This is a genomic window from Lacrimispora amygdalina (assembly GCF_003432035.1).
Taxonomy (GTDB): Bacteria; Bacillota; Clostridia; order Lachnospirales; family Lachnospiraceae; genus Lacrimispora; species Lacrimispora amygdalina.
This window is the reverse complement of record NZ_QOHO01000073.1, coordinates 43,494-64,793: the sequence shown is the minus strand read 5'-3', so window position 1 is coordinate 64,793 and position 21,300 is coordinate 43,494. Positions and strand designations below refer to the sequence as shown.

Genomic DNA, 21,300 nt, shown 5'->3' with positions numbered 1-21,300 from the left:
TCAATTCCTTCTTTCCTGTTATCCCTCCATACTCATATAATAACCGAATGGTTTATTCGCCGTCCTGATAACCGTCAGAATTTCAATAGACTCCTGTATTCCTTATATTATAAGGCCAAATACACAGTATGAGATATACTGCGAAAATTGTTTGCAAGCGTGAAAAAGCTTAAAAAGACAGAGAAAACGGAGGTGTCCTATGAAAATAACTTAAATAATTGCGGGCAGATACTAAAGAGGAGACCGGTGTCAGTTATCCGGAAAAAATGAAAGAGGGAATGTAAAGTGAAAAAGTGGTTTGAGGATTTAAAAGTTGCAAAGAAACTGTTAATCAGCTATCTTCTGGTTGTTGCACTTACCGTTATTATTGCCGGTGTGGCTATCTTTTCGGTTCTGCATATTAATAGAAGCTATAGCCGTATTTTAAATGAAAATAATATAGCACTAAATGTGGAAAGTGCTGCGGCTGCCAATGCTAATACCAGGGCTGCGCTGGTTGCTATCATTATAATTTCATTGGTTTTAATAGTGTCTGTTATTCTTTCCATATATCTTTCCGGATATATGTCAGATATCATTGCTTATCCCCTGTATATTTTTGAATCATTTGCCAGTATGGTTGCTGTGGGAGATTTTGGAGTTGATAAGATAGCAGGTGAAAAAGAGAGAGCCTGGGCTGCCAGGAAGGATGAAGTCGGCGGTCTGGCAAGTGCGTTCGACCAGATGATTATCAATAATATCGAGCAGGCCCGGACAACCCGGGCAATTGCAGACGGTGACTTAACTACCGTTGTTACCATACGTTCAGAAGAGGATATTCTTGGTAAAGCGCTGGCAGAATTGGTTGAAAAATTTCACAACCTGGCATCTACTATCACAACTATTGCAGAACAGGTTAATTCCGGATCAGGTCAGGTATCTGACGGTGCCCAGGCTTTATCCAGTGGAACGACCGAACAGGCAGCAACACTGGAGGAGTTAAATGCGTCCATCGGCAGTGTGGCGGAACAGGCATCAAAAAATGCACAGAGCGTTGCAAATGCAGCCGGATATGTGAATCAGGCAGGACAGGGCGTTGTGGAGAGCAATGAGTATATGCAGGAGTTAAATACTGCAATGAAGGAAATTGGAGAGTCATCTCAGGAGATATCCAAAATCACAAAGCTGGTTGAGGATATTGCATTTCAGACTAACATTCTTGCGCTCAATGCTGCTGTGGAAGCAGCCCGTGCAGGGGATGCCGGCAAAGGATTTGCTGTAGTAGCTGACGAAGTGCGTAATTTAGCGGCAAAATCTGCAGATGCCGCAAAACAGACGGCAGATTTAATTCAAAAATCCGTCGCCATGGTATCTCATGGTGAGAGACTCGCTGATGATACACTGAAACTGTTAGTTACTGTGGAAGAAAAGGCTCAAATGGTGGAACAGGCAATTCGGGAGATCGAATCTGCATCCACAGAACAGGCAGGAGCCATCGAACAGATTAACCAGGGATTGTCACAAGTGTCTGCAGTTGTACAGACCAACGCAGCTACGGCAGAAGAGAGCTCAGCGGCCAGTGAAGAACTTGCAGCTCAGGCCGATATGCTGCAGCAGGAAGTGAAAAAATTCAAGCTGCATGAGGGATATACAAATCATGGCAGATCTAAATCCGGGAGGTCTTTTGACGATACGAAACATGCATCAGCTGCTTCCGGTTCATTTGCAAAGTATTGAAGCTTTTAAGTGAAAAGAATTGGTTTTGGCGGAAATATAATAGGAAGAATGAATCAGGGTTAAAAACGGGCAGATGGTTTTTAACCCTGATTTTATATTGTTTGCCTGGAACAAATACTGAAAATTATGCTATACTTGGGACAGAAAATCAGATTTGAATCAGGGAAGGACTATTACAATATGGTGATACAATCAATGTTAAATGGCCGTATGCTGACCGGAGGCGCGGGAGCCGGGGATACTTACAACACTCAGCTTTTGTATTTTACTTCTTCCTGCGTCAGCCAGAATGATGAGAGAATCTATATGATCTGTGATAAAGGTGGGAACCCTAATGTCATGGTCAGGGATTTGCTGACAGGTGAAGAAAAGTTTCTGACTGATAACCGGAATGGAATTTTAAAGAGCTATGTTTATTTTGACGGCAGACCCGGTCAGGGGCTTGGAAAGGCCAGTGTATGTTTAGACAGTAAAAGGGAAGTGGTTTACTACATCCAGGATAATGAGATTTATAAAGCAGATTCAGCCGGTAACATTACTGCGTTAAATACCGTACCGGCAGGCAGAATGACCGCATTTACCCATGTAAGTACAGATGGAAAATATCTCTGTGTTCCCATGACGGATGGAAGATGTCTGGATTTTGATCCGGATACAGAAGGTACAGGCCTGGATAAAAGACCGGTTTATGACATTGACGGCCGTATCCAGGAAGAAAATTTAAACAGTTACTTATGCGTCTACGACACACATACAGGCGGTCTGCTGTATGAAAAAGTGGTAAATAAATGCTGGATTACCCATGTACAGTTCCACCCCCGAAATCCCGAACTGATTATGTACAACCACGAATGGTCTTCCTTTGACTGCGGAATCCGCAGAATCTGGATCTATGACCATAAGAGGGACACACTGACTCCTGTCCGCAGGGAAGGAAATGATACCCTGGGCGACCCCGGTGGATGGGTCAGAAGCAGGAATGACTGGGTATGCCATGAGATGTGGAGTGATGACGGTGCATACATTATCTATCACGGAGGCTATGAAAAAGGCCCCGCCATGGTTGGCAGATATGAACCGGATACCGGGAAATACTGGGAGATTGCTCTGCCTGACAGTTATAATGCTTATGGCCATTTCACCATGGATCATGCCGGTAATCTGGTGTGTGACGGATATTTCAAATATCCGTGGGAAGTAAAAAAAATCAGGGAAAACAGTACGGATAACGGACCGGATCCTCATAAAAAGGATGCGGAATACATCTGCAGGGTTTTGGTTAACTGGGATGAAGGAGAACTTAAATGGATTCCCCTTTGCAGGCATGAAAGCGACTGGCTTGGACAGGATGCCCATCCCCACCCGATTTACAGTCACTCAGGGGACCGGATATTTTTTAACAGCCGCCAGGATCAGCATGTGAATGTGTACTGTGTATCTTCCAAAGAACCGCTTTCATAGGGAGGAATAACGATGAAACTCTTTCATTTGTCCGATTTACATATCGGAAAACAGTTAAACGGTTACAGCTTAACGGAAAACCAGAAAGCTGTATTAAACCAGATTGTGGACTATGCAGCTGTGGAAAAACCCGATGCAATTTTAATCTGCGGTGATATTTATGATAAAACAGTTCCCTCAGCAGAAGCCTATACGATATTCGGAGGATTTCTAGATGCGCTTTCCATGCTCAGACCGCAGCCGGCAGTTCTGATCATAGCCGGAAATCATGATTCTCCCGAAAGACTTTCCTATGCGGGTTCATTTTTGGAAAAGCATTCCATTCATTTGTCAGTGATGCCGCCTCAAAGTCAGGAGGAGTACTTAAAAAAGGTGGTGCTTTCCGATGAATCAGGACCGGTTAATTTCTATCTGCTGCCTTTTTTAAAGCCTGGATACGTAAGAAATCTTTTTCCGGACGGCCAGCCCGAAGGATATGAAAATGCCGTCAGGGAGGTTCTGGCAAGAGAAATCATAGATACTGGGCAGCGAAATGTCCTTCTGTCCCATCAGTTTTACACCGGGGGAAGCACAAATCCGGAAACCTGTGAATCAGAGCAGGCGGTCATTATGGCCGGAGGACTGGACCGGGTGGACATTTCCGTACTTCCGGCGTTTGATTATGTTGCTCTGGGGCATCTTCACGGACCCCAGAAGGTCTCAAAGGACTGGATCCGCTACTGTGGGACGCCTTTTAAATATTCGGTCAGTGAGGAGCACCACAGGAAAGGAATCACTGTCATACATATGGGAGCAAAAGGCGAGGAACCTGTCATTGAAGCTCTTCCTCTTCGGGGATTTCAGGATGTGAGACGGGAAAGAGGTACTTTAGATGAGGTTTTAAGCCGCGCAGACGATGAAAACCGCCATGATTTTGTGAGTGTTACCTTAACGGATGAAGAGGAGCCTTACCGGATCAGAGAACAGTTAAAGGAGGTTTACGATTATCTGCTGGAACTGAAGGTGGACAATGTGCGCACCAGGGAAAAAATGATGGAGGAAGAGGAGCGGGTACCCGTTTTAAATCCACTGGAAGCCTTCCGGCAGTTTTATAAGACGGTAAGCGGGGAAGAGCTGACTGAGGAAGCTTATCTTGCCATGGAGAAAATTGTTCAGGAAGCAAAGGAGGAGGAAGGATTATGAAACCTCTGAAACTGACGATGTCGGCATTCGGTTCCTACAAAGATGTGGAAACGGTAGATTTTGAAATAGCCGGACATGGAATTTTTCTGATCACCGGAGATACCGGTTCTGGAAAAACTACGATTTTTGATGCTGTTTCCTTTGCCCTTTTTGGTGAAACCAGCGGACAAAGAAGAGAACCCTCCATGATGCGCAGCCAGTATGCAGACGGGGACAGGGAAACCTATGTTGCCTTACGCTTTTTAGAGCAGGGGGAAATATATGAGATTACCAGAAGCCCGTCTTATTTAAGAATCAGTAAACGCAGGAATAAGGACGGAGAGTATACTAAAATCTCAGTTCCTGCTAAAGCTTCCCTGATCCTTCCGACTGGTCTGGAATTTGCGGGTAATCTCCGTGACATCAACCAGAAGATTGAAGAGGTTATCGGGGTGGACTTAAGCCAGTTTTCCCAGATTGCGATGATTGCCCAGGGAGATTATTTAAAACTTCTTCTCGCTGCCTCCAGGGAAAGAAAAGAGATCTTTTCCAGAATTTTTAATACAGGGATTTACAGCCGGATCCAGTATAAATTAAAGGAAAAAAATAACTTTTATGCCGGAAAGCTGGAGGATAACCGGAAGCTTACCATTCACGAGACAGGAAATGTGGAACTGTTACAGGACAGCATTCATGAAGATGAGTGGCTTAAGCTGCTGGAATTTCCGGAGACGAAAACGGAAGAGATTATAAACAGACTTTCTGCCATTTTAAATGAAATCCGTGATAAAGAAAAGCTGCTGTCTGATGAGAGGGGGAAAAACAGTGAACTTCTTTCCGGTGTGGAAAGCAAACGAAATCTGGCCCTGGAGCAGAACCGGCTTTTTGACAGGTTACAGGAAGCTTCTGACCGTGTAAAGGCGCTTAAGTTTCAAAGTGATGACTGGAATAGGAAGAAATACCAGCTTGCCAGAGGGGAACTTGCTGAAAAAGCATATACGAAAGAGATACAGTATAAGGATAAAAAAAGTGACTGTGAAGCAGCTCTGAAGCGGGAAAAGGTTCTTGAGGAAGAACTTAAAAAAACAGAGGAAATACTGGCTGCGGCAAAGAAAGCAGCTATGGAAAGCCGGGATGCATCCCAAAATGAAGTTCCAAAACTTTCGATTCTTTTAGACCGGCTGAATTCTTCCATGCCTCTTTATGAGGAATGGAGAAAAACAGAAGAACTGTACCAGATCAGAAAAAACGAAGAAGAGGAGTCAAAAAAACGGTTTGAGGAAGCAGAGAATGAGTATGGAAGAGTCAGCCTGCGCTTAAAAGAATATGAAATGCAGCAGGAACTTTTAACAGCCGCCGCCGCAAAACTCCCGGAACTAAGACAGCTGAAAGCTGAGTATACGAGAAAGGAAGAGGCTTTAAAAAGTCTTTTTCAGGCCTTAAAACAGATTCGTTCTGACCAGCTTGAACTGGTCCGGCTCATGCGGTCGGAAGAAGCCGCACAGACTGCATATGAAGAGGCCCAGTTCCAATATTCCACCCGCTATCAAAGTTTTTTTAACCAGCAGGCAGGCCTGCTGGCCGGTAACCTGATTGAGGGAAAGCCCTGTCCTGTCTGCGGTTCTGTCCATCACCCTCAAAAAGCGGAGCTTTCCGGAGAGAGCATCACTGCAGAAATGGTAGATGAGGCCAGAATGAAACGGGACCAGGCAAATGAGAGCCGGTCTGAAGCAGCACTGCTGGCTGTTAAAAAACAGGAAAGCTGCCGCCACCAGGAAGAACTGATAAAAAAGGAGGCAGGTCTGCTGCTTGGTCCCTGCAGTGACTGGGATTCATTGGAAGAACAGTTAATTGTTAAAGAGAAAGAAACAAATCTTCTGTTGATAAAAGCAGAGGATGAAGAAAAAAAGGCCGGAAAAGCAGAAGAAAATTTAAAGAGTCTGATAGAAAATAAACTAAAGGATTTAAACCGTATAACAGTACTGGAAAGGGAAAGAGAAGAACTCCGGAGTGCATGGCAGGATAAAAAAGTGAAAAATTCCGCCCTGTCTGCACAGCGGGAGCAATTGGAAAAAAGACTTCCCTATCCGGATTTGAGACAGGCGAAAATCCAGCAGGAAAAGCTGATTAACAAAAGAGATCTGCTGCTTTCGGCAGAAAAGGAAGCAAATGAAACGTTTCTTCTGCTATCGGAAGAGGAACGGGAGAAGAGGGGCCGTCTTGCTTCATTAAAAGAGAACAGAGAGGTGCTTTTAACTGCACAGGAGAGCGCAAAAGAAGCTTACTTCTCACAGCTTTGCAGGCTGGGATTTTCGGATGAAGAAGATTATCTGAAAGCAAAGATGCCATCTGAACAGAGAAAAACCTGGCAGCAGGAGATAAGGAGCTACGAGGAAGCATGTCTCACTGCTGAAACGATTTTTAATCAGTACAAAGATGAGACAAAAGGCCGGGAACGAATCGATACTTCAATTTGGGAGGAAGAAGCAGATACCTTACGGGAAGAGCAAAAGATTCTGCAGCTGAAATCGGCAGAAATTGCAGGGATCAAAAGCCGTGCAGAACGGGCAGAAAGCAATTTAAAGAAGCTTTGGAAGGAACGGAAAGAGCTGGAAAAGCAATATCAGCTGTACCACAGTTTAAACCAGACAGCCAATGGAAAGCTTTCGGTCAGTCTGGATTTCCAGACCTATGTACAGCGCCAGTACTTTAATCAGATGGTCCATGCTGCAAATAAACGGTTAAAGATCATGTCTGACGGCCAGTTCCTTCTGCAGTGCCGGGATTTGAACTCTTTAGGAAAGCAGGGCGAGGTTGGACTGGATCTTGATGTGTACAGCCTGGCAACCGGTCAGATACGTGATGTGAAAACATTGTCTGGCGGAGAATCCTTTATGGCAGCTCTTGCGATGGCTTTGGGGATGGCGGATATTATTCAGAGAACGGCAGGAAATGTGCGGATGGATGCCATGTTTATTGATGAAGGTTTCGGATCTTTAGATGAGGAATCCAGATTAAGAGCCGTGCGGATCCTTCTGGAACTGGCGGGAGAACACAGGCTGATTGGGATTATCTCTCATGTAAGTGAACTGAAAGAACAGATTGATAAGAAGCTGTTGGTTACGAAGAATGAGAGCGGCAGCACAATCCGGTGGGATTTTGATCACGTAATATCCATTTGATAAGTGTTGGAAGCGGGAGACTGGAATCAATAACGATCCGTTTTCCCGCTTTTTTATGCCGCTAATTTTTCAATTTTTTCTGACCCTCTAAAAGAAGGTTAAATAGATTGTCAAAGTCCTGGTCATTTAATGGCGTCAGTTCTGAAATCAGTTTATGAAGCAGGAGGGGATTTGCATTCTCTTCATCAAAAAACTCCCCTGGTGATATCCCGAAAAATTCACAGATTAATAAAACATGTTCCATAGACGGTGTGGTGTATTTTGATTCTATATCGCTGATGTAATTATCCGTCTGTCCCATCAAAAGACTCATCTCAGTGGCAGATATCCCCTTTTTTGTCCGAAGCTGTTTAAGCCTTATCGGTATGTAACTTTCATCCATTCGTATCATTCTCCTTCCAAAAACTCAATATTACAATTATAAAAGACGATTGGTCATGATTCAATAGATAACAGACATTATTTCATATTCCTGATTTCTTGTAACTATATAACCAGGTAAACAACAAGGTAATTGTCTATTTCCAATTCAAATGTTATGATTAGTTCATCTACTAGAAGGAGTGAACATAAATGGACATGGTCAGGTTACTATTTACCCTATTGCTTTTATCCTCGGTTATCTGCGCCCTTCTGCTGATTAGATATGCAGGCAAGCGATGCAGTATGCCGGGCGCCGGATACTTTATCCTGTTGCTTGTGGCAACCGTTGTCAGCAATTTTTCCTATATGGCAGAAATCAATTCGCTAACACTGTCTGCGGCATTGTTCTGGTTCTATATCCAGCATTTCTCCATGCCTTTACAGCATTATTTCTGGATGATGCTGAGTCTTGAATATTCGGAGGTGCCGAAAGGGATTGTCCGAAAGGCTAAATACATAGGAATGTTGCACCCTGCCTTATATTATCTTGTTTTTTTCACCAATCACCTCCACCATCAGTACATATCCTCTTACAACTTCGTAAGTAACGGTCACTTTTGGGTCATCCTTTCCACAAAAGAACCGTTATACATGCTGATGGTGGCATCCGGGACACTGATCGGAGCCATATCCATGTTCTTTTATATCTGGGGGCTGATACGATCTCCCCGGCTTCACCGGTACGGTTATTTTATAATGATGATAGCTTCTGTCATCCCATGGATAACGGTATACCTGATTGCAACAAATACGAATTATCTGGGCATTGACTATTTTCCAGTGGTTTCCATCATCTCTGGCATTCTATATATGCTGGGGATTTTCAAATTCCGCATCTTTGATACCATACCCATTGCAACTGCAATCGTATTCAGGCGGTCAAAGGAAGGCGTTATTATTGTTGACCTAGCTGACCAGATTGTTGATGCCAATGACTCTATCACAAAACTTTATCCCGATCTAAAGGACCGGCTTCATCATTATACCCTCCGTCTGTTTACAAAAAACCACCCGGAATTGAGTGGCATATATGGGGAGAGCCCGGTATTTACTTACAGCCTGACGGATGAAAGCACAGAGAGACACTACCAGGCAGAGGTAACCAAGGTCATGATCGATGATGCTCTTGAAATAGGAAAGGTTCTTACCATCACAGATATCACCTTGTTTGTAGAAAAACAAAAGAGTCTGGAAAACATTGCCTTAAAGGCCATTGATCAGGCAGAAACCAGCGAGCTTTCTTTTTTACAGGCCCAGATCAAGCCTCATTTTCTTAACAATACGCTCAGCGTCATAGGCTCCATGATCACAAGAAATCCTAAAGAGGCAAAAACGCTAATTGCCGAGTTGGGGGAGCATCTTGCAAACTGCTATTATTTTGACAGCAATTCCCCCATGGTTCTGTTGGAAAAGGAACTGGAAAGCGTCCATACCTATGTATCTATCGAAAAGGCACGATTCCGGGAACGGCTTTGTTTTCATATGGAGTATGGTCCTGTTCCTTCTATCTATATTCCAAGACTGGTGCTTCAGCCGTTGGTGGAAAATGCCCTTCGTCATGGTATTCTAAAAAAAGCCGGTATGGGAAACGTCTGGCTTACCATCCGTGCAGAAGGTAACGGGTTCCGGTTCGAGGTCAGGGACGATGGAGTGGGAATAAGCGAAGAAAAACTTAACACATTGCTCTCTGGTATAGATGCCCATCATAGCATCGGTCTGTCCAACATCCACAGACGGCTGCTGAAGCATTATGGACAGGGGCTTACAATTACCAGCGAGCCGGGATCCGGAACAAAGGTCGTTTTCTTTATATATGAAACAACTTTTTCAGAAAGGGGGCTGCATAATGATTAAGACAATTGTCCTGGATGATGAATGGTACAACCTTGAGGAGGTCTGTGAACTAGTTGAGAAAACCGGTTTTATGCAGGTATCAGGAAAATATATGAATCCCATTCAAGCGTTAGAGGATGCTGCCTCCCTCTCCCCACAGGTGGCATTTATCGATATTGAAATGCCTGAGATGGATGGTTTAAGCTTTGCAGAAAAGCTGCTTGAAATTCAACCAGAAGTTATGGTTGTTTTTGTAACAGGATGGAATCATTACGCAGTAAAGGCATTTGAACTGAACGCTTTGGATTATGTAATGAAGCCAATAAAGGAAGAACGGTTTTTAAAGCTTGCAGAAAAGATACATACTGAAATCATACGGAAAGAACAGCTTTCCTATGCAGAGCTTATTCTTTCCCTCTATGGAAAACCACAGATTTCCCCTGTAATAAAGCGATTACCGGATATTTCATTAAATGAGCGGGAAACACAGGTACTGACTCTGCTGTCAGAGGGGTTAACTCAGCGCGAAATTGCGGAAAGATTGTATCTCTCTGTCTCCTCTGTTAAAAAATATCTGTCCAGCATTTATTCAAAGCTTAGTGTTAACAACAAACTCAGTGCCGTACAAAAAGCAAGGGAGTCAAATATTTTATAATTCCGAAAAAGTAGCCATTTAGCCACTGGTACAGAATCAGAAATACTCTTATGATAACATTAGGTAATTTTACCAATTTTAGGAGTGACCCGGTTGGGACAGTAAAAAAGGAGCTGGCTATGAAAAATATATTAAAAAAAGCAGCCTCCATTGTGCTGGCAGCTTTACTGGCGGTAAATGGAGGAACTCCACTGGGAGGGATAATAACCAGTGGGGCAGAAACTCAGATCTACCTTGATATCAGTACTGGAGATATAATAATTGATGGGAGTACGGTTACTTGTGGATCAGATACAATAACAGCAACGACAAATCATACTGTGTTCAATATCAGTCAATCTGTATCCACTGAAACCGGAAATACCATTACGGTAAAAAGCGGCAGTAATGTATCTGTTACTATTGAGAATATTAACATTAACGCACCAGCCTGCGCATTTTCAGTTGAGAATAATGCTTCGGTCAATCTGACACTTAAGGGAGCAAATAAATTAAAAAGTTCTAATTACTATGCGGGGCTGCAGGTACCAAAGACAGCTTCCCTCATCATAACTGAAGAAAGCGGAAATAATGTTCTGGAAGTAACCGGAGGACTCTTTGGTGCTGGTATCGGGGGTGCATTAGCCACAGGTTCTGATAGTGGTATTATAACTGTGAATGGAGGCAGTATTACCGCAAACGGCGGGAACGGTGGAGCCGGAATCGGCGGAGCAGGAGACGGAGGAGACGGTACGGTTATTGTCCATGGAGGAAGCATTACTGCATCTGGTTTGGGAGGTGCTGCTGGAATTGGCGGCGGCAAAGGCAACGGCACAGATGGAGGAGACGGTACGGTAACGATTTATGGAGGAAGTATTACCGCAACCAGTACCATCAGGGGTGCTGGTATTGGTGGTGGTTTAGGCGACGTGGGCGGCTACTCAGGAGGAGAAAGTAATGTAACCATCTATGGAGGTATTATCAATGCTGCTGGTAACATAGGTGGAACTGGTATTGGCGGCGGCGCAGGCGGAGACGTAGAAGGAATTGGAGGAATCGGAGGAAAAGGAGGAGATAGTACTGTCGCTATCTATAGAGGAATTATTACCGCAACTGGAATTGGCGGCGGAATTGGTGGAACTGGCGGCAGAGGTGACTTGGGCAGCGACGGAGGTACGGGCGGCAGCAGCAGCATCACTATCTATGGAGGAAGTATTGCAGCAACCGGTATTATCGGCGGTGGTATGGGCGGTAATGGCGGCATTGGAGATCTCCACAGGGGTGGTAATGGTGGCACTAGCGGCAGCAGCAGTATCACTATTAATGGAGGAAACATTTCAGCAAACGGTGATATCGGCAGTGGCATGGGTGGCATGGGTGGAGTTGGCTTCAGCTGTCCCAACGGTTATAACGGCAGTGTTGGCAGCATCACTGTTACTATTAACGGTGGATCAATTAACGGAACGATACAAGGCACTCCTAAAAATAGTAATAACAGTGATTTACTTCAAACCATTGTTACTTTAACAGACAGCAGCAGCTCTCCGGTCAAGGATTCACAAATAATATCACTAGTAAGTGATCCGTTATACGACTATGGTATAAAAGATGTAAAAACGGACAACAACGGTAAAATTTATCTTTACCTTCCTGCAGACACTGCCGTTACAAAAGCTGATACCTTTACTAATACCTTTGCGGGCCATGCACAGTCTGGATACTCAGACACATTGACAGATCTAAGGGTAACAGGTGTAACTCCCTGTGATTCTAATTCGCTTATTAACGGTGATCTTACCATTATTTTTAATAAGGATATGGATCCAGAACCCGGTAGTGTATCACTGATAAAGAGTGACAATACCCAAGTTACTCTGGATAAAATGAAAGGTATATGGAAGGATAGTAAAACCTACTTAATCCCATACACCGGCCTTAGTTATGGAACTGCTTACACTGTGAATATTTCAGGTTTTAAAGATGCAGGCAGGGTGATAATGATGTCAGACAGCACTCACATCCTTACAACCGAGCCTGATCCAGCCCTGCCCTCCGTTTCTCCGGATAGCCTGACCATACCCAAAGGATCTTCCGCAGAATTAACCGTATCCTTTGGTCAGGGAAGCAAGGCGGCCACTATGGCATGGATCGAGTCAGATGATAACAGTGTTATAGCAATAAGAAAACTTAAGAGTGCAACTCCCAGCCAGGCCATTGCAGCAACTCCCAGCATAGCAACCCCCAGCATAGCAACCCCCAGCGTAGCTGCACCAAATACTGCCAGTAAGGCTACACCCAGCAGTGCCGAAAAGGCTACACCCAGTCAGGCAGGAACACAGATATTGAAGCTGACTTCCCCCGGCAGCATTCTGGTAACAGGAAAGGATACTGGTGACGCTTACCTTACCATAATCTTTAATGATGGGGAACAGACATCCACTACCATTCCCGTGTCCGTTCTGCTCCCTGCACCTGCCTGGCCTTCCAAAAGCATTCTGACTGCTTCTGGTATTACTGATACGGAAGCTACCCTGACCTGGACAGGTGCCAATGATAATACAGAGATTTCTGGTTATAAGATCTATCAGGATGGGGAACTCATTGGTTTTACGGATGCAAGCATATCCAGCTATACAGTAGAAGGGCTGTCTCCTTCAACTCAGTATCACTTTCAGGTGCAGGCCGGAAATGATGACGATGTCTGGACGATAGATGGTCCTTCCCTTGTAGTCACCACCTTATCCTCTGATTACTCAGATTCTGACGGAAGAGACTATGAGAGTCATACATCAGATAATACAGCTCCGGTTAATGTATCTGCCGCATTGAGCTCTGTTCCTGCTCAGAATGGGCAGGCCTCCACAATTGTTTCTAAGCAGATTATAGAGGAACTGATAGCAAGTGCCATAGAAAAGGCCCGCAACCAGGGAAAGGCAGCAGACCATATAGGAATCTCCTTAAACATTAGGACATTGGCAGGGACCACTGCCTTAAGCGTCACATTGCCCCAGTCTGTAACCCAACGGCTAGCACAGTCCAAAGTGGAGCAGCTTGAGATATGCAGCAGTCTCTTTTCACTTACCTTTGACAGGGAATCTCTGGCTGAGTTTACAAGACAGGTGACCGGGGATTTAACCCTTTCTATTACTCCGGCAGGCAGACTGTCTGGTGAAGGTGGTGCCATAACGGGCCAAAGACCGGTATTCCATGTGTCACTCAGCTATATGAGGGAGGGGAAGACTGTATTTATTACCAGCCTGGGAAGTGGCCGTGCGCTCCTCTCCATTCCATATGTTCCAGCGGATGATGAGGAAACGGGTTGTCTTTATGCCGTTTATGTGGACGCTGACAGTAACGTCACCAGGATCTCAGACTCTGTTTATGATGGCAGTACAAAAAGCGTCCTCTTTATGACAGACCACTTCTCTGTTTATGGTATTGGTTATACAGAACCTTTAAATAGATATACAGATATCTCATCCCATTGGGCTAAAGACTATATTGAATACGCGGCAGACAGAGGATACCTTAAGGGAACTACGGATACCAAGTTTGAACCAGATGCCCCCATGACTCTTGGAGAATGGAAGGCTTCACTTGACGCACTGTCAGGAACAGATACGGGCAGCCTGATTGCGGGAGCCGGGGAAAGTCCTGACCAGACAGTTAACAGACAAGAGTCTGCGGTTTTCTTTCTGAACTTTACCAAATCTTTGGGTCAGATTCTTCCTGCCGCGAGAGAAGTAACAGCATTTCGTGATAATATTAAGATAGACAGTACCTGTGAAGAGGCAGTAAGTATTATGCAGCAGGCGGGAATCATGTCAGGTATGGAAGACAATTGCTTTAAACCGAAGGAAACACTGACCCGGGCCCAGTTTTCTGCTATGGTATACCGCTATGCATGCCGTATGCTGTCCCCGTCTACAGCCCAGGGATTTTCTCTTAATGACAGCGGCCAGTGGATGTTTTTTAAAGAAGGTAGAGCGGTCAAAGGATGGTATCCTTTGGATGCAGGAGGAAACACCAGATATTACTATTTTGATTCCTGCGCTACCATGGCTACAGGAAAATGGTTAAAGATTAACGGCAAATGGTATTATTTCTACTCAGACGGTATAATGGCAGTAAATACCATCATTGACGGTTATAATGTAAATGATGCTGGGGTCATGGAAGAATAAAAATCAGGAAATAAACGGATGGATCAGACAGTTGCAGCAAACTGTCTGATCCATCCGTTTATAGCAGCATCGAATGGCTGCGTGGGAGATTTCTTAATATTACTTTATTAAGATTTATGTACGACTAAATTCCAGCGCCCCGTATAATCAGTTAATAAAGGAATAGACGAAACACATGTTTTGTTTTATAATGGATGGGACTATGAAACAGGGAATCCGTATTCAGAAAGGAAGCTACCATGTTAAAATGTGAAAGAACCAGTGTTATGAACATAGAAAATGCCATTCGTGGTGCAAGAAACCCGATGAACAGCTGGGACCGTATGGACAGCGGATACAACGAGGATGGAGAATACATTCTTGGACCCAACGATCTGGGACTTGCCAGACGTTTAAGAAAGGCCGGCAGCGACCACAGAAAGTTCATTCGCCAGATCTTTGTTTCTGTAGATGTGACCGCTCCCCTGTATTGGTGGAAGGAATACGATACCTATAAAGTATCTACCGTAGCGAACTCCACGAGTACCATGCACAAGATGCATTCAAAACCATTTGATATGGAGGACTTCAGCCATGACCATATGACAGAGGGAACTCTTGCCTTTATGGGAACGGTTGTGGAAGAACTGGAAAAGATCCGGCTGCGCTACATTGAAACAAAAAATAAGGATGACTGGTATGATATGATCCAGCTTCTCCCTGCCAGCTATAACCAGATGCGCACATGTACATTGAACTATGAAACCTTAGTCAATATTTATTTTGCAAGAAGAGGGCACAAATTAAAGGAATGGCATACATTCTGCAGCTGGATTGAAACGCTCCCCTATGCGAAGGAGCTGATTCTTGCAGAGGAAGAATAAAGGTGGACATGCTTATGAATTTGATTGTAGCAGTGGATAAAAACTGGGCCATCGGGAATCAGGGCCAGCTTCTGGTATCCATACCGGAGGATAAGCGGATGTTCCGGGAGGAAACTCTTGGACAAGTAATCATTATGGGCCGTAAGACATTGGAGAGTCTTCCTGGAAAACAGCCATTATATGGAAGGACCAATATCGTTCTTACCAGAAATCCTGATTACAAGGTGAAAGGTGCCGTAATCTGCAGCAGTATGGAAGCGGTGATGCAGGAACTTGATAAGCACACGGGTAAAGAATGTTTTGTCATTGGCGGACAGAGCATTTATGAGCAGTTCCTGCCATATTGCGATACGGCTCATGTGACATATATTGACTATGCTTACAGCGCAGATACTCATTTTCCGAACCTGGATATGGACACCGGCTGGGAGATGTGTGCTGAAAGTGAAGAACAGACGTATTTTAATTTGTGTTATACGTTCCGTATGTACCGGAGAACTGGTCAATCGGTAAAAAAATAATGATATTTATTTATAAAATATTTTGATATTTGTCTTTTCATATTGTTTTTGACATATAAAAATGATAATATGAAACGAGTACCATTTCACCTGATTGTCAGGAAGGCTTTCAGGAACGGTGCGAAGGTATATTCACGAAGACATTAGGAGGATGAAGATGTACAGGATTTTAAAAGCAGAGATGTTAGCTGACAAGATCTATCTGATGGATGTGGAAGCCCCCCGGATTGCCAAAGCCTGCCAGCCTGGAGAGTTTGTTATCGTTAAGATGGATGACAGAGGAGAGCGGATTCCGCTCACTATCTGTGATTATAATCGTGATAAGGGATCAATTACCATTGTATTTCAGACAGTGGGTGCCAGCACGGAAAAGATGGCTGATTTAAAAACAGGAGACAGCTTTGAAGATGTAGTAGGACCTTTGGGGAATGCATCAGAATTTGTGGAAGAAGATTTAGAAGAAGTAAAGAAAAGAAAATATTTATTCGTAGCCGGCGGTGTGGGAACGGCTCCCGTTTATCCCCAGGTGAAATGGATGAGGGAACACGGAATAGCGGTTGATGTTATCATGGGTGCAAAGACAAAGGATTTACTCATTTTAGAAGATGCCATGAGAGAACAGGCCGGCAATTTATATGTGACAACGGATGACGGTTCCTATGAAAGAAAAGGAATGGTTACCGAAGTTATTAAGGATCTGGTGGTGAATCAGGGAAAACATTATGATGTCTGCGTTGCGATCGGACCCATGATTATGATGAAGTTTACCTGTCTTATGACAAAGGAACTGGGAATTCCAACCATTGTCAGCTTAAACCCGGTTATGGTCGACGGTACGGGAATGTGCGGAGCCTGCCGTATCACTGTTGGGGACGAGGTCAAATTTGCCTGTGTGGATGGTCCGGAATTTGACGGCCATAAAGTGAATTTTGACGAAGCCATGAAGCGTCAGATGATGTATAAGAGCGAAGAAGGGCGTGCGATTTTAAAGGCACGGGAAGGCGATACTCATCATGGCGGCTGCGGACAGTGTGGAGGTGACAACTAATGGACGTTTTAAAGAAAGTACCAGTCAGAGAACAGGATCCAAAAGTAAGAGCAGCAAACTTTGAAGAAGTTTGTCTTGGATATAATGAAGAAGAAGCAAGAGAAGAAGCCAGCAGATGTATCCAGTGCAAGAATCCCAAGTGCGTAAAGGGATGTCCGGTATCCATCAATATTCCAGGATTTATTAAGGAAGTGGAACAGGGCAATATCGAGGAAGCTGCAAAAGTGATTGCAAAATCCTCCGCTCTTCCTGCCGTATGCGGACGTGTATGTCCCCAGGAAAGCCAGTGTGAAGGTCAGTGTATCCGCGGAATCAAGGGAGAACCGGTTTCTATCGGCAAGCTGGAGCGGTTTGTTGCAGACTGGTCCAGAGAGCATGGAATTGTACCGGAGGCACCTGAAAAAACCAACGGCAAGAAGGTGGCAGTGATCGGTTCCGGTCCTTCCGGCCTCACCTGTGCAGGCGATCTTGCAAAGCTGGGATACGAAGTTACCATATTTGAAGCTCTTCATGAGCCGGGCGGTGTACTTACTTACGGTATTCCGGAGTTCCGTCTTCCAAAAGAAGGAGTGGTACAGCCGGAGATCGACAATGTAAGGAAGCTGGGCGTTAAGATTGAAACCAATGTGATTGTTGGAAAGTCTGTGACTATTGATGAACTTCTTGATGAAGAAGGATTCCAGGCCGTATTCATCGGTTCAGGAGCCGGACTTCCAATGTTTATGGGAATTCCGGGTGAGAATGCCAACGGTGTATTCTCCGCCAATGAGTATTTAACAAGAAGTAATTTAATGAAAGCATTCCGCGATGACTATGATACTCCCATTGTAGCGGGCAGGAAAGTAGCAGTTGTCGGCGGAGGCAACGTGGCGATGGATGCAGCGAGAACTGCTCTTCGCCTTGGAGCTGAAGTGCACATTGTCTACAGAAGAAGTGAGGCGGAGCTTCCCGCCAGAGCGGAAGAAGTGCACCATGCAAAAGAAGAAGGAATTATATTTGATCTTCTGTCAAACCCAATTGAGATTCTCACCGATGAGAAGGGCTGGGTAAGCGGTATGAAATGTATCAGAATGGAACTTGGAGAACCGGATGCTTCCGGCAGAAGAAGACCCGTAGAGGTGAAAGGATCTGAATTTGTCATTGATGTGGATACTGTCATCATGTCACTGGGAACATCCCCCAATCCTTTAATATCCAATACGACAAAGGGACTGGATATTAATAAGCGCAAGTGTATTATTGCAGAGGAATCTACAGGAAAGACAAGCAAGGAAGGCGTATATGCCGGAGGAGATGCAGTGACAGGAGCTGCAACTGTGATTCTGGCTATGGAAGCCGGACGTGCCGGCGCAAGAGGAATTGACGAATATCTTTCTGCCAGGGAATAATCCGGACAGTAAAGGGCTGCCGCTAAGCTGGCAGCCCTTTTGAAACGGAGAAAATTAGTTATGAATAAAAAAGTTGATTTACTAAAGGGACACATTTTTACTTCACTGACAGAACTGGCACTTCCCATCATGGTTACCGCACTGGTTCAGATGGCTTACAGTCTGACGGATATGGCGTGGATCGGCATAGCGGGTGCCCCGTCTGTTGCTGCGGTGGGAGCAGGCGGAATGTATGTCTGGCTTTCCCAGGGAGTTGTGGCACTGGCTAAAATGGGAGGGCAGGTAAAAGTTGCCCATGCCCTTGGAGGCGGAAGGAAAGAGGAAGCAGCGAAATATGCATCAGGGGCGCTTCAGCTGGGAATCCTGTTTTCTGTTCTATATGGAGGTCTGTGCATATTCGGGGCAAAGCCGCTGATCGGTTTTTTCGGACTGAGTGACATAGGGATCGTGGAGAATGCCCGGATCTATTTAAAAATCACCTGCGGTCTGATAGTATTTTCTTTTATGAATGTGATCCTGACCGGTATTCTCACGGCCATGGGAGACAGCAGAACTCCCTTAAAGGCCAATACGGCAGGACTGGTATTAAACATGGTTCTGGATCCGCTTTTAATATTCGGAGCGGGACCGGTAAACGGTTTTGGTGTCGGCGGGGCAGCAGCAGCTACGGTAATTGCCCAGGCAGTTGTAACGGTTGTATTTTTAAAAGCAATCCGTAAAGACAGAATGGTTTTTGATAAAGTACGCATGCTTCAGAGAGTTCCACAGGATTATATGGGGGCTATGATCCGGATCGGATTCCCGGCTTCTGTCCAGAATTTAATCTACACCAGTATTTCCATGATCCTCACACGTTTTGTAGCCGGGTTTGGCGATACGGCCGTGGCTGTACTCCGGGTAGGAGGGCAGATTGAATCCATCTCATGGATGACTGCAGATGGTTTTGCAGCTGCGATTAACTCATTTGTAGGTCAGAATTATGGGGCGAAGCAGTATGGGAGAGTAAAAAAGGGATATTTTACGGCAGCAGCAGTGATGTTTTGCTGGGGAATGTTCTGCACTTTTTTGCTGGTAGTTTTTCCAAAGCAGATATTCGGGCTTTTCATACATGAGGCAGATGTCATTCCAATGGGAGTGCATTATCTTGTTATTTTAGGTGTCAGTCAGATGTTTATGTGTGTGGAACTTACCACGGTAGGCGCGTTATCGGGGCTTGGAAAAACTTTGTTAAGCTCTGTGATCAGTATCGTATTTACCACAGCAAGGATCCCTCTTGCCATGTTCTTAGGCAGCACAGCCCTGGGACTTGACGGAATCTGGTGGGCATTTTCCATATCCAGTATTATAAAGGGAATTCTGTTTTTCCTGTGTTTTATTATCGTTTCCAGAAAGCTTGTGGAAGGGCAGAAGAAATCTTTTTTATAAATTTTTTATTTTAGACTTGAATTTTACCCACGGTTTACGTTAACATATAGGTGGGATTAAGATAGAAAAAAAGCAAAGGGACAGACGATGAAACGAAAAGTACAGATTATGTATCATAAAAATGCAGGAGTACTGCGAAGGCTGTTCTGCGGTATCATGATAAGTGCCATGGTCTGCACACAGACTGTTCCGGTCTTTGCAACTTCCAAGGCAGAAAAAGAAAAGCAGGAAGCTCAGAAAAAGCTGAATGAGGCGAATAAGCAGGCGCAGGAAGCTGAGAATAAGAAAAATGCGGCTCAGAATCAGGTTTCTAAGCTTACTTCTGATTTAACGGCTCTTTTATCAGATATTAAAGTTCTGGAAAACGATATGGCGAATAAGGAAAAGGAAATCAAACAGGCAGAATCGGATTACCAGGAAGCGAAAAAAGAAGAAGAAAAGCAGTATGTGGCCATGAAAAAAAGAATCCAGTATATGTATGAGAAGGGTGATACACAATACATGGATATTTTTCTTCAGGTAAAGGATATGTCAGATCTGCTGAATAAAGCAGAATACGTAGAAGGTATCTATACATATGACCGGAAGATGCTTGTTAAATTCCAGGAGACAAAGCAGCAGGTTGCTGATTATAAGGATGATCTGGAAGAGGACAAGAATGAGATGGAAGTGATGGAGCTGGAGTATAAGGACCAGAAGAAACAGCTGGAAACTCTCATCGCCACCAAGAAAAAAGAAGTCTCAAATTTTGACAGTCAGCTGGCACAGGCCAAGAAGAATGCGGATCTTTATGCACAGACGGTAGCAAAAAAGAATGAAGAAATCCGCAAGACAAAGGAAGAAGAGGCCAGGAAAAAAGCGGCAGAAGAGGCCAGAAAAAAGGCGGAAGAAGAAGCCAGGAAAAAAGCTGCCTCTAACCCCGGAGGCCGCAACTCCAATAATAACAAATATACCGGACCTTCCGCGTCTAAGAGTACAGGCGGAACGGCTCAGGGAAGATCGGTTGCAGATTACGGTCTGCAGTTTGTGGGAAATCCTTATGTATTTGGCGGAACCAGCCTGACAAACGGGACAGACTGTTCCGGGTTCGTACAGGCCGTATACAGGCATTTTGGATATTCCCTGCCACGAAGTTCCTCCGAACAGCGTTCTGTGGGAGCGGAGGTTTCATATTCCGAAGCACAGCCTGGAGATTTAATCTGCTATGCAGGACATATCGGTATTTATATCGGGAATGGCCAGATTGTTCATGCCAGCTCTCCGGCTACCGGTATCAAGGTTGGAACAGCCACTTATCGTACCATATTGTCGGTAAGAAGAGTAATACAATAATCAGTATGTCAGCCGGAGAGAAGGAATGAGTCAGTTCCTCTCTCCGGCTATTGGCATGTATTGCCTAAAAAACACTTGCGGAATTCGACAGAATATGAGAAAATGATATCAAGTATGATGTGATATAAT

Annotated in this window: 14 protein-coding genes; 13 read left to right on the top strand and 1 reads right to left on the bottom strand. The window is 44.6% G+C overall.

The features are described from left to right. The first annotated feature begins 285 nt into the window (after positions 1-285). The 4 genes from DS742_RS22105 (at position 286) to DS742_RS22090 (ending at position 7,520) form a co-directional block, all read left to right on the top strand. Positions 286-1,716 (top strand): methyl-accepting chemotaxis protein, encoded by a 1,431-nt coding sequence (locus DS742_RS22105; RefSeq protein ID WP_242996682.1) that lies wholly within the window; start codon positions 286-288, stop codon positions 1,714-1,716. A gap of 180 nt (positions 1,717-1,896) precedes the next feature. Next, on the top strand, positions 1,897-3,177 hold the full coding sequence (locus DS742_RS22100; protein ID WP_242996680.1) for a hypothetical protein: 1,281 nt from the start codon (positions 1,897-1,899) through the stop codon (positions 3,175-3,177). Positions 3,178-3,189: 12 nt separating this feature from the next. Further along, positions 3,190-4,359 (top strand): exonuclease SbcCD subunit D, encoded by a 1,170-nt coding sequence (locus DS742_RS22095; protein WP_117419127.1) that lies wholly within the window; start codon positions 3,190-3,192, stop codon positions 4,357-4,359. Further along, entirely contained in the window at positions 4,356-7,520 is a 3,165-nt protein-coding gene (locus DS742_RS22090; RefSeq protein WP_117419126.1) for an AAA family ATPase, read from the top strand. The genes DS742_RS22095 and DS742_RS22090 overlap by 4 nt, the downstream gene beginning before the upstream one ends. A 61-nt stretch (positions 7,521-7,581) precedes the next feature. Here the strand turns inward: DS742_RS22090 and DS742_RS22085 are convergent, their stop codons facing one another. Continuing rightward, complete coding sequence (locus DS742_RS22085) at positions 7,582-7,902, bottom strand: helix-turn-helix domain-containing protein (protein WP_170313547.1); 321 nt, start codon at positions 7,900-7,902, stop codon at positions 7,582-7,584. A 191-nt stretch (positions 7,903-8,093) separates the two neighbouring features. On the opposite strand from DS742_RS22085, the gene DS742_RS22080 reads away from it, so the two are divergent. The 9 genes from DS742_RS22080 (at position 8,094) to DS742_RS22040 (ending at position 21,171) form a co-directional block, all read left to right on the top strand. Continuing rightward, the gene (locus DS742_RS22080) at positions 8,094-9,797 is read left to right on the top strand and encodes a histidine kinase N-terminal 7TM domain-containing protein (RefSeq protein WP_117419124.1); all 1,704 of its coding nucleotides are present in this window, start codon (positions 8,094-8,096) and stop codon (positions 9,795-9,797) included. After that, a complete protein-coding gene (locus DS742_RS22075; RefSeq protein ID WP_117419123.1) occupies positions 9,790-10,431 on the top strand; it encodes a response regulator transcription factor in 642 nt (213 codons plus the stop codon). Before DS742_RS22080 ends, DS742_RS22075 begins: the two co-directional genes overlap by 8 nt. 119 nt (positions 10,432-10,550) lie before the next feature. Continuing rightward, positions 10,551-14,594, top strand: coding sequence for an S-layer homology domain-containing protein (locus DS742_RS29825; RefSeq protein WP_117419122.1), 4,044 nt, complete (start codon positions 10,551-10,553; stop codon positions 14,592-14,594). Between the two features lie 239 nt (positions 14,595-14,833). After that, a complete protein-coding gene (locus DS742_RS22065) occupies positions 14,834-15,457 on the top strand; it encodes a hypothetical protein (RefSeq protein ID WP_117419121.1) in 624 nt (207 codons plus the stop codon). Positions 15,458-15,471: 14 nt separating this feature from the next. After that, complete coding sequence (locus DS742_RS22060) at positions 15,472-15,978, top strand: dihydrofolate reductase (protein ID WP_117419134.1); 507 nt, start codon at positions 15,472-15,474, stop codon at positions 15,976-15,978. Positions 15,979-16,135: 157 nt separating this feature from the next. Beyond that, complete coding sequence (locus tag DS742_RS22055; RefSeq protein ID WP_117419120.1) at positions 16,136-17,026, top strand: sulfide/dihydroorotate dehydrogenase-like FAD/NAD-binding protein; 891 nt, start codon at positions 16,136-16,138, stop codon at positions 17,024-17,026. Continuing rightward, positions 17,026-18,414 (top strand): NADPH-dependent glutamate synthase, encoded by a 1,389-nt coding sequence (gltA, locus tag DS742_RS22050; RefSeq protein ID WP_117419119.1) that lies wholly within the window; start codon positions 17,026-17,028, stop codon positions 18,412-18,414. The genes DS742_RS22055 and gltA overlap by 1 nt, the downstream gene beginning before the upstream one ends. A 60-nt stretch (positions 18,415-18,474) precedes the next feature. After that, positions 18,475-19,839, top strand: a complete 1,365-nt coding sequence (locus DS742_RS22045; RefSeq protein WP_117419118.1) for an MATE family efflux transporter — start codon at positions 18,475-18,477, stop codon at positions 19,837-19,839. A gap of 87 nt (positions 19,840-19,926) precedes the next feature. Continuing rightward, on the top strand, positions 19,927-21,171 hold the full coding sequence (locus DS742_RS22040) for a C40 family peptidase (protein WP_117419117.1): 1,245 nt from the start codon (positions 19,927-19,929) through the stop codon (positions 21,169-21,171). The last annotated feature ends 129 nt before the right edge of the window (positions 21,172-21,300 follow it).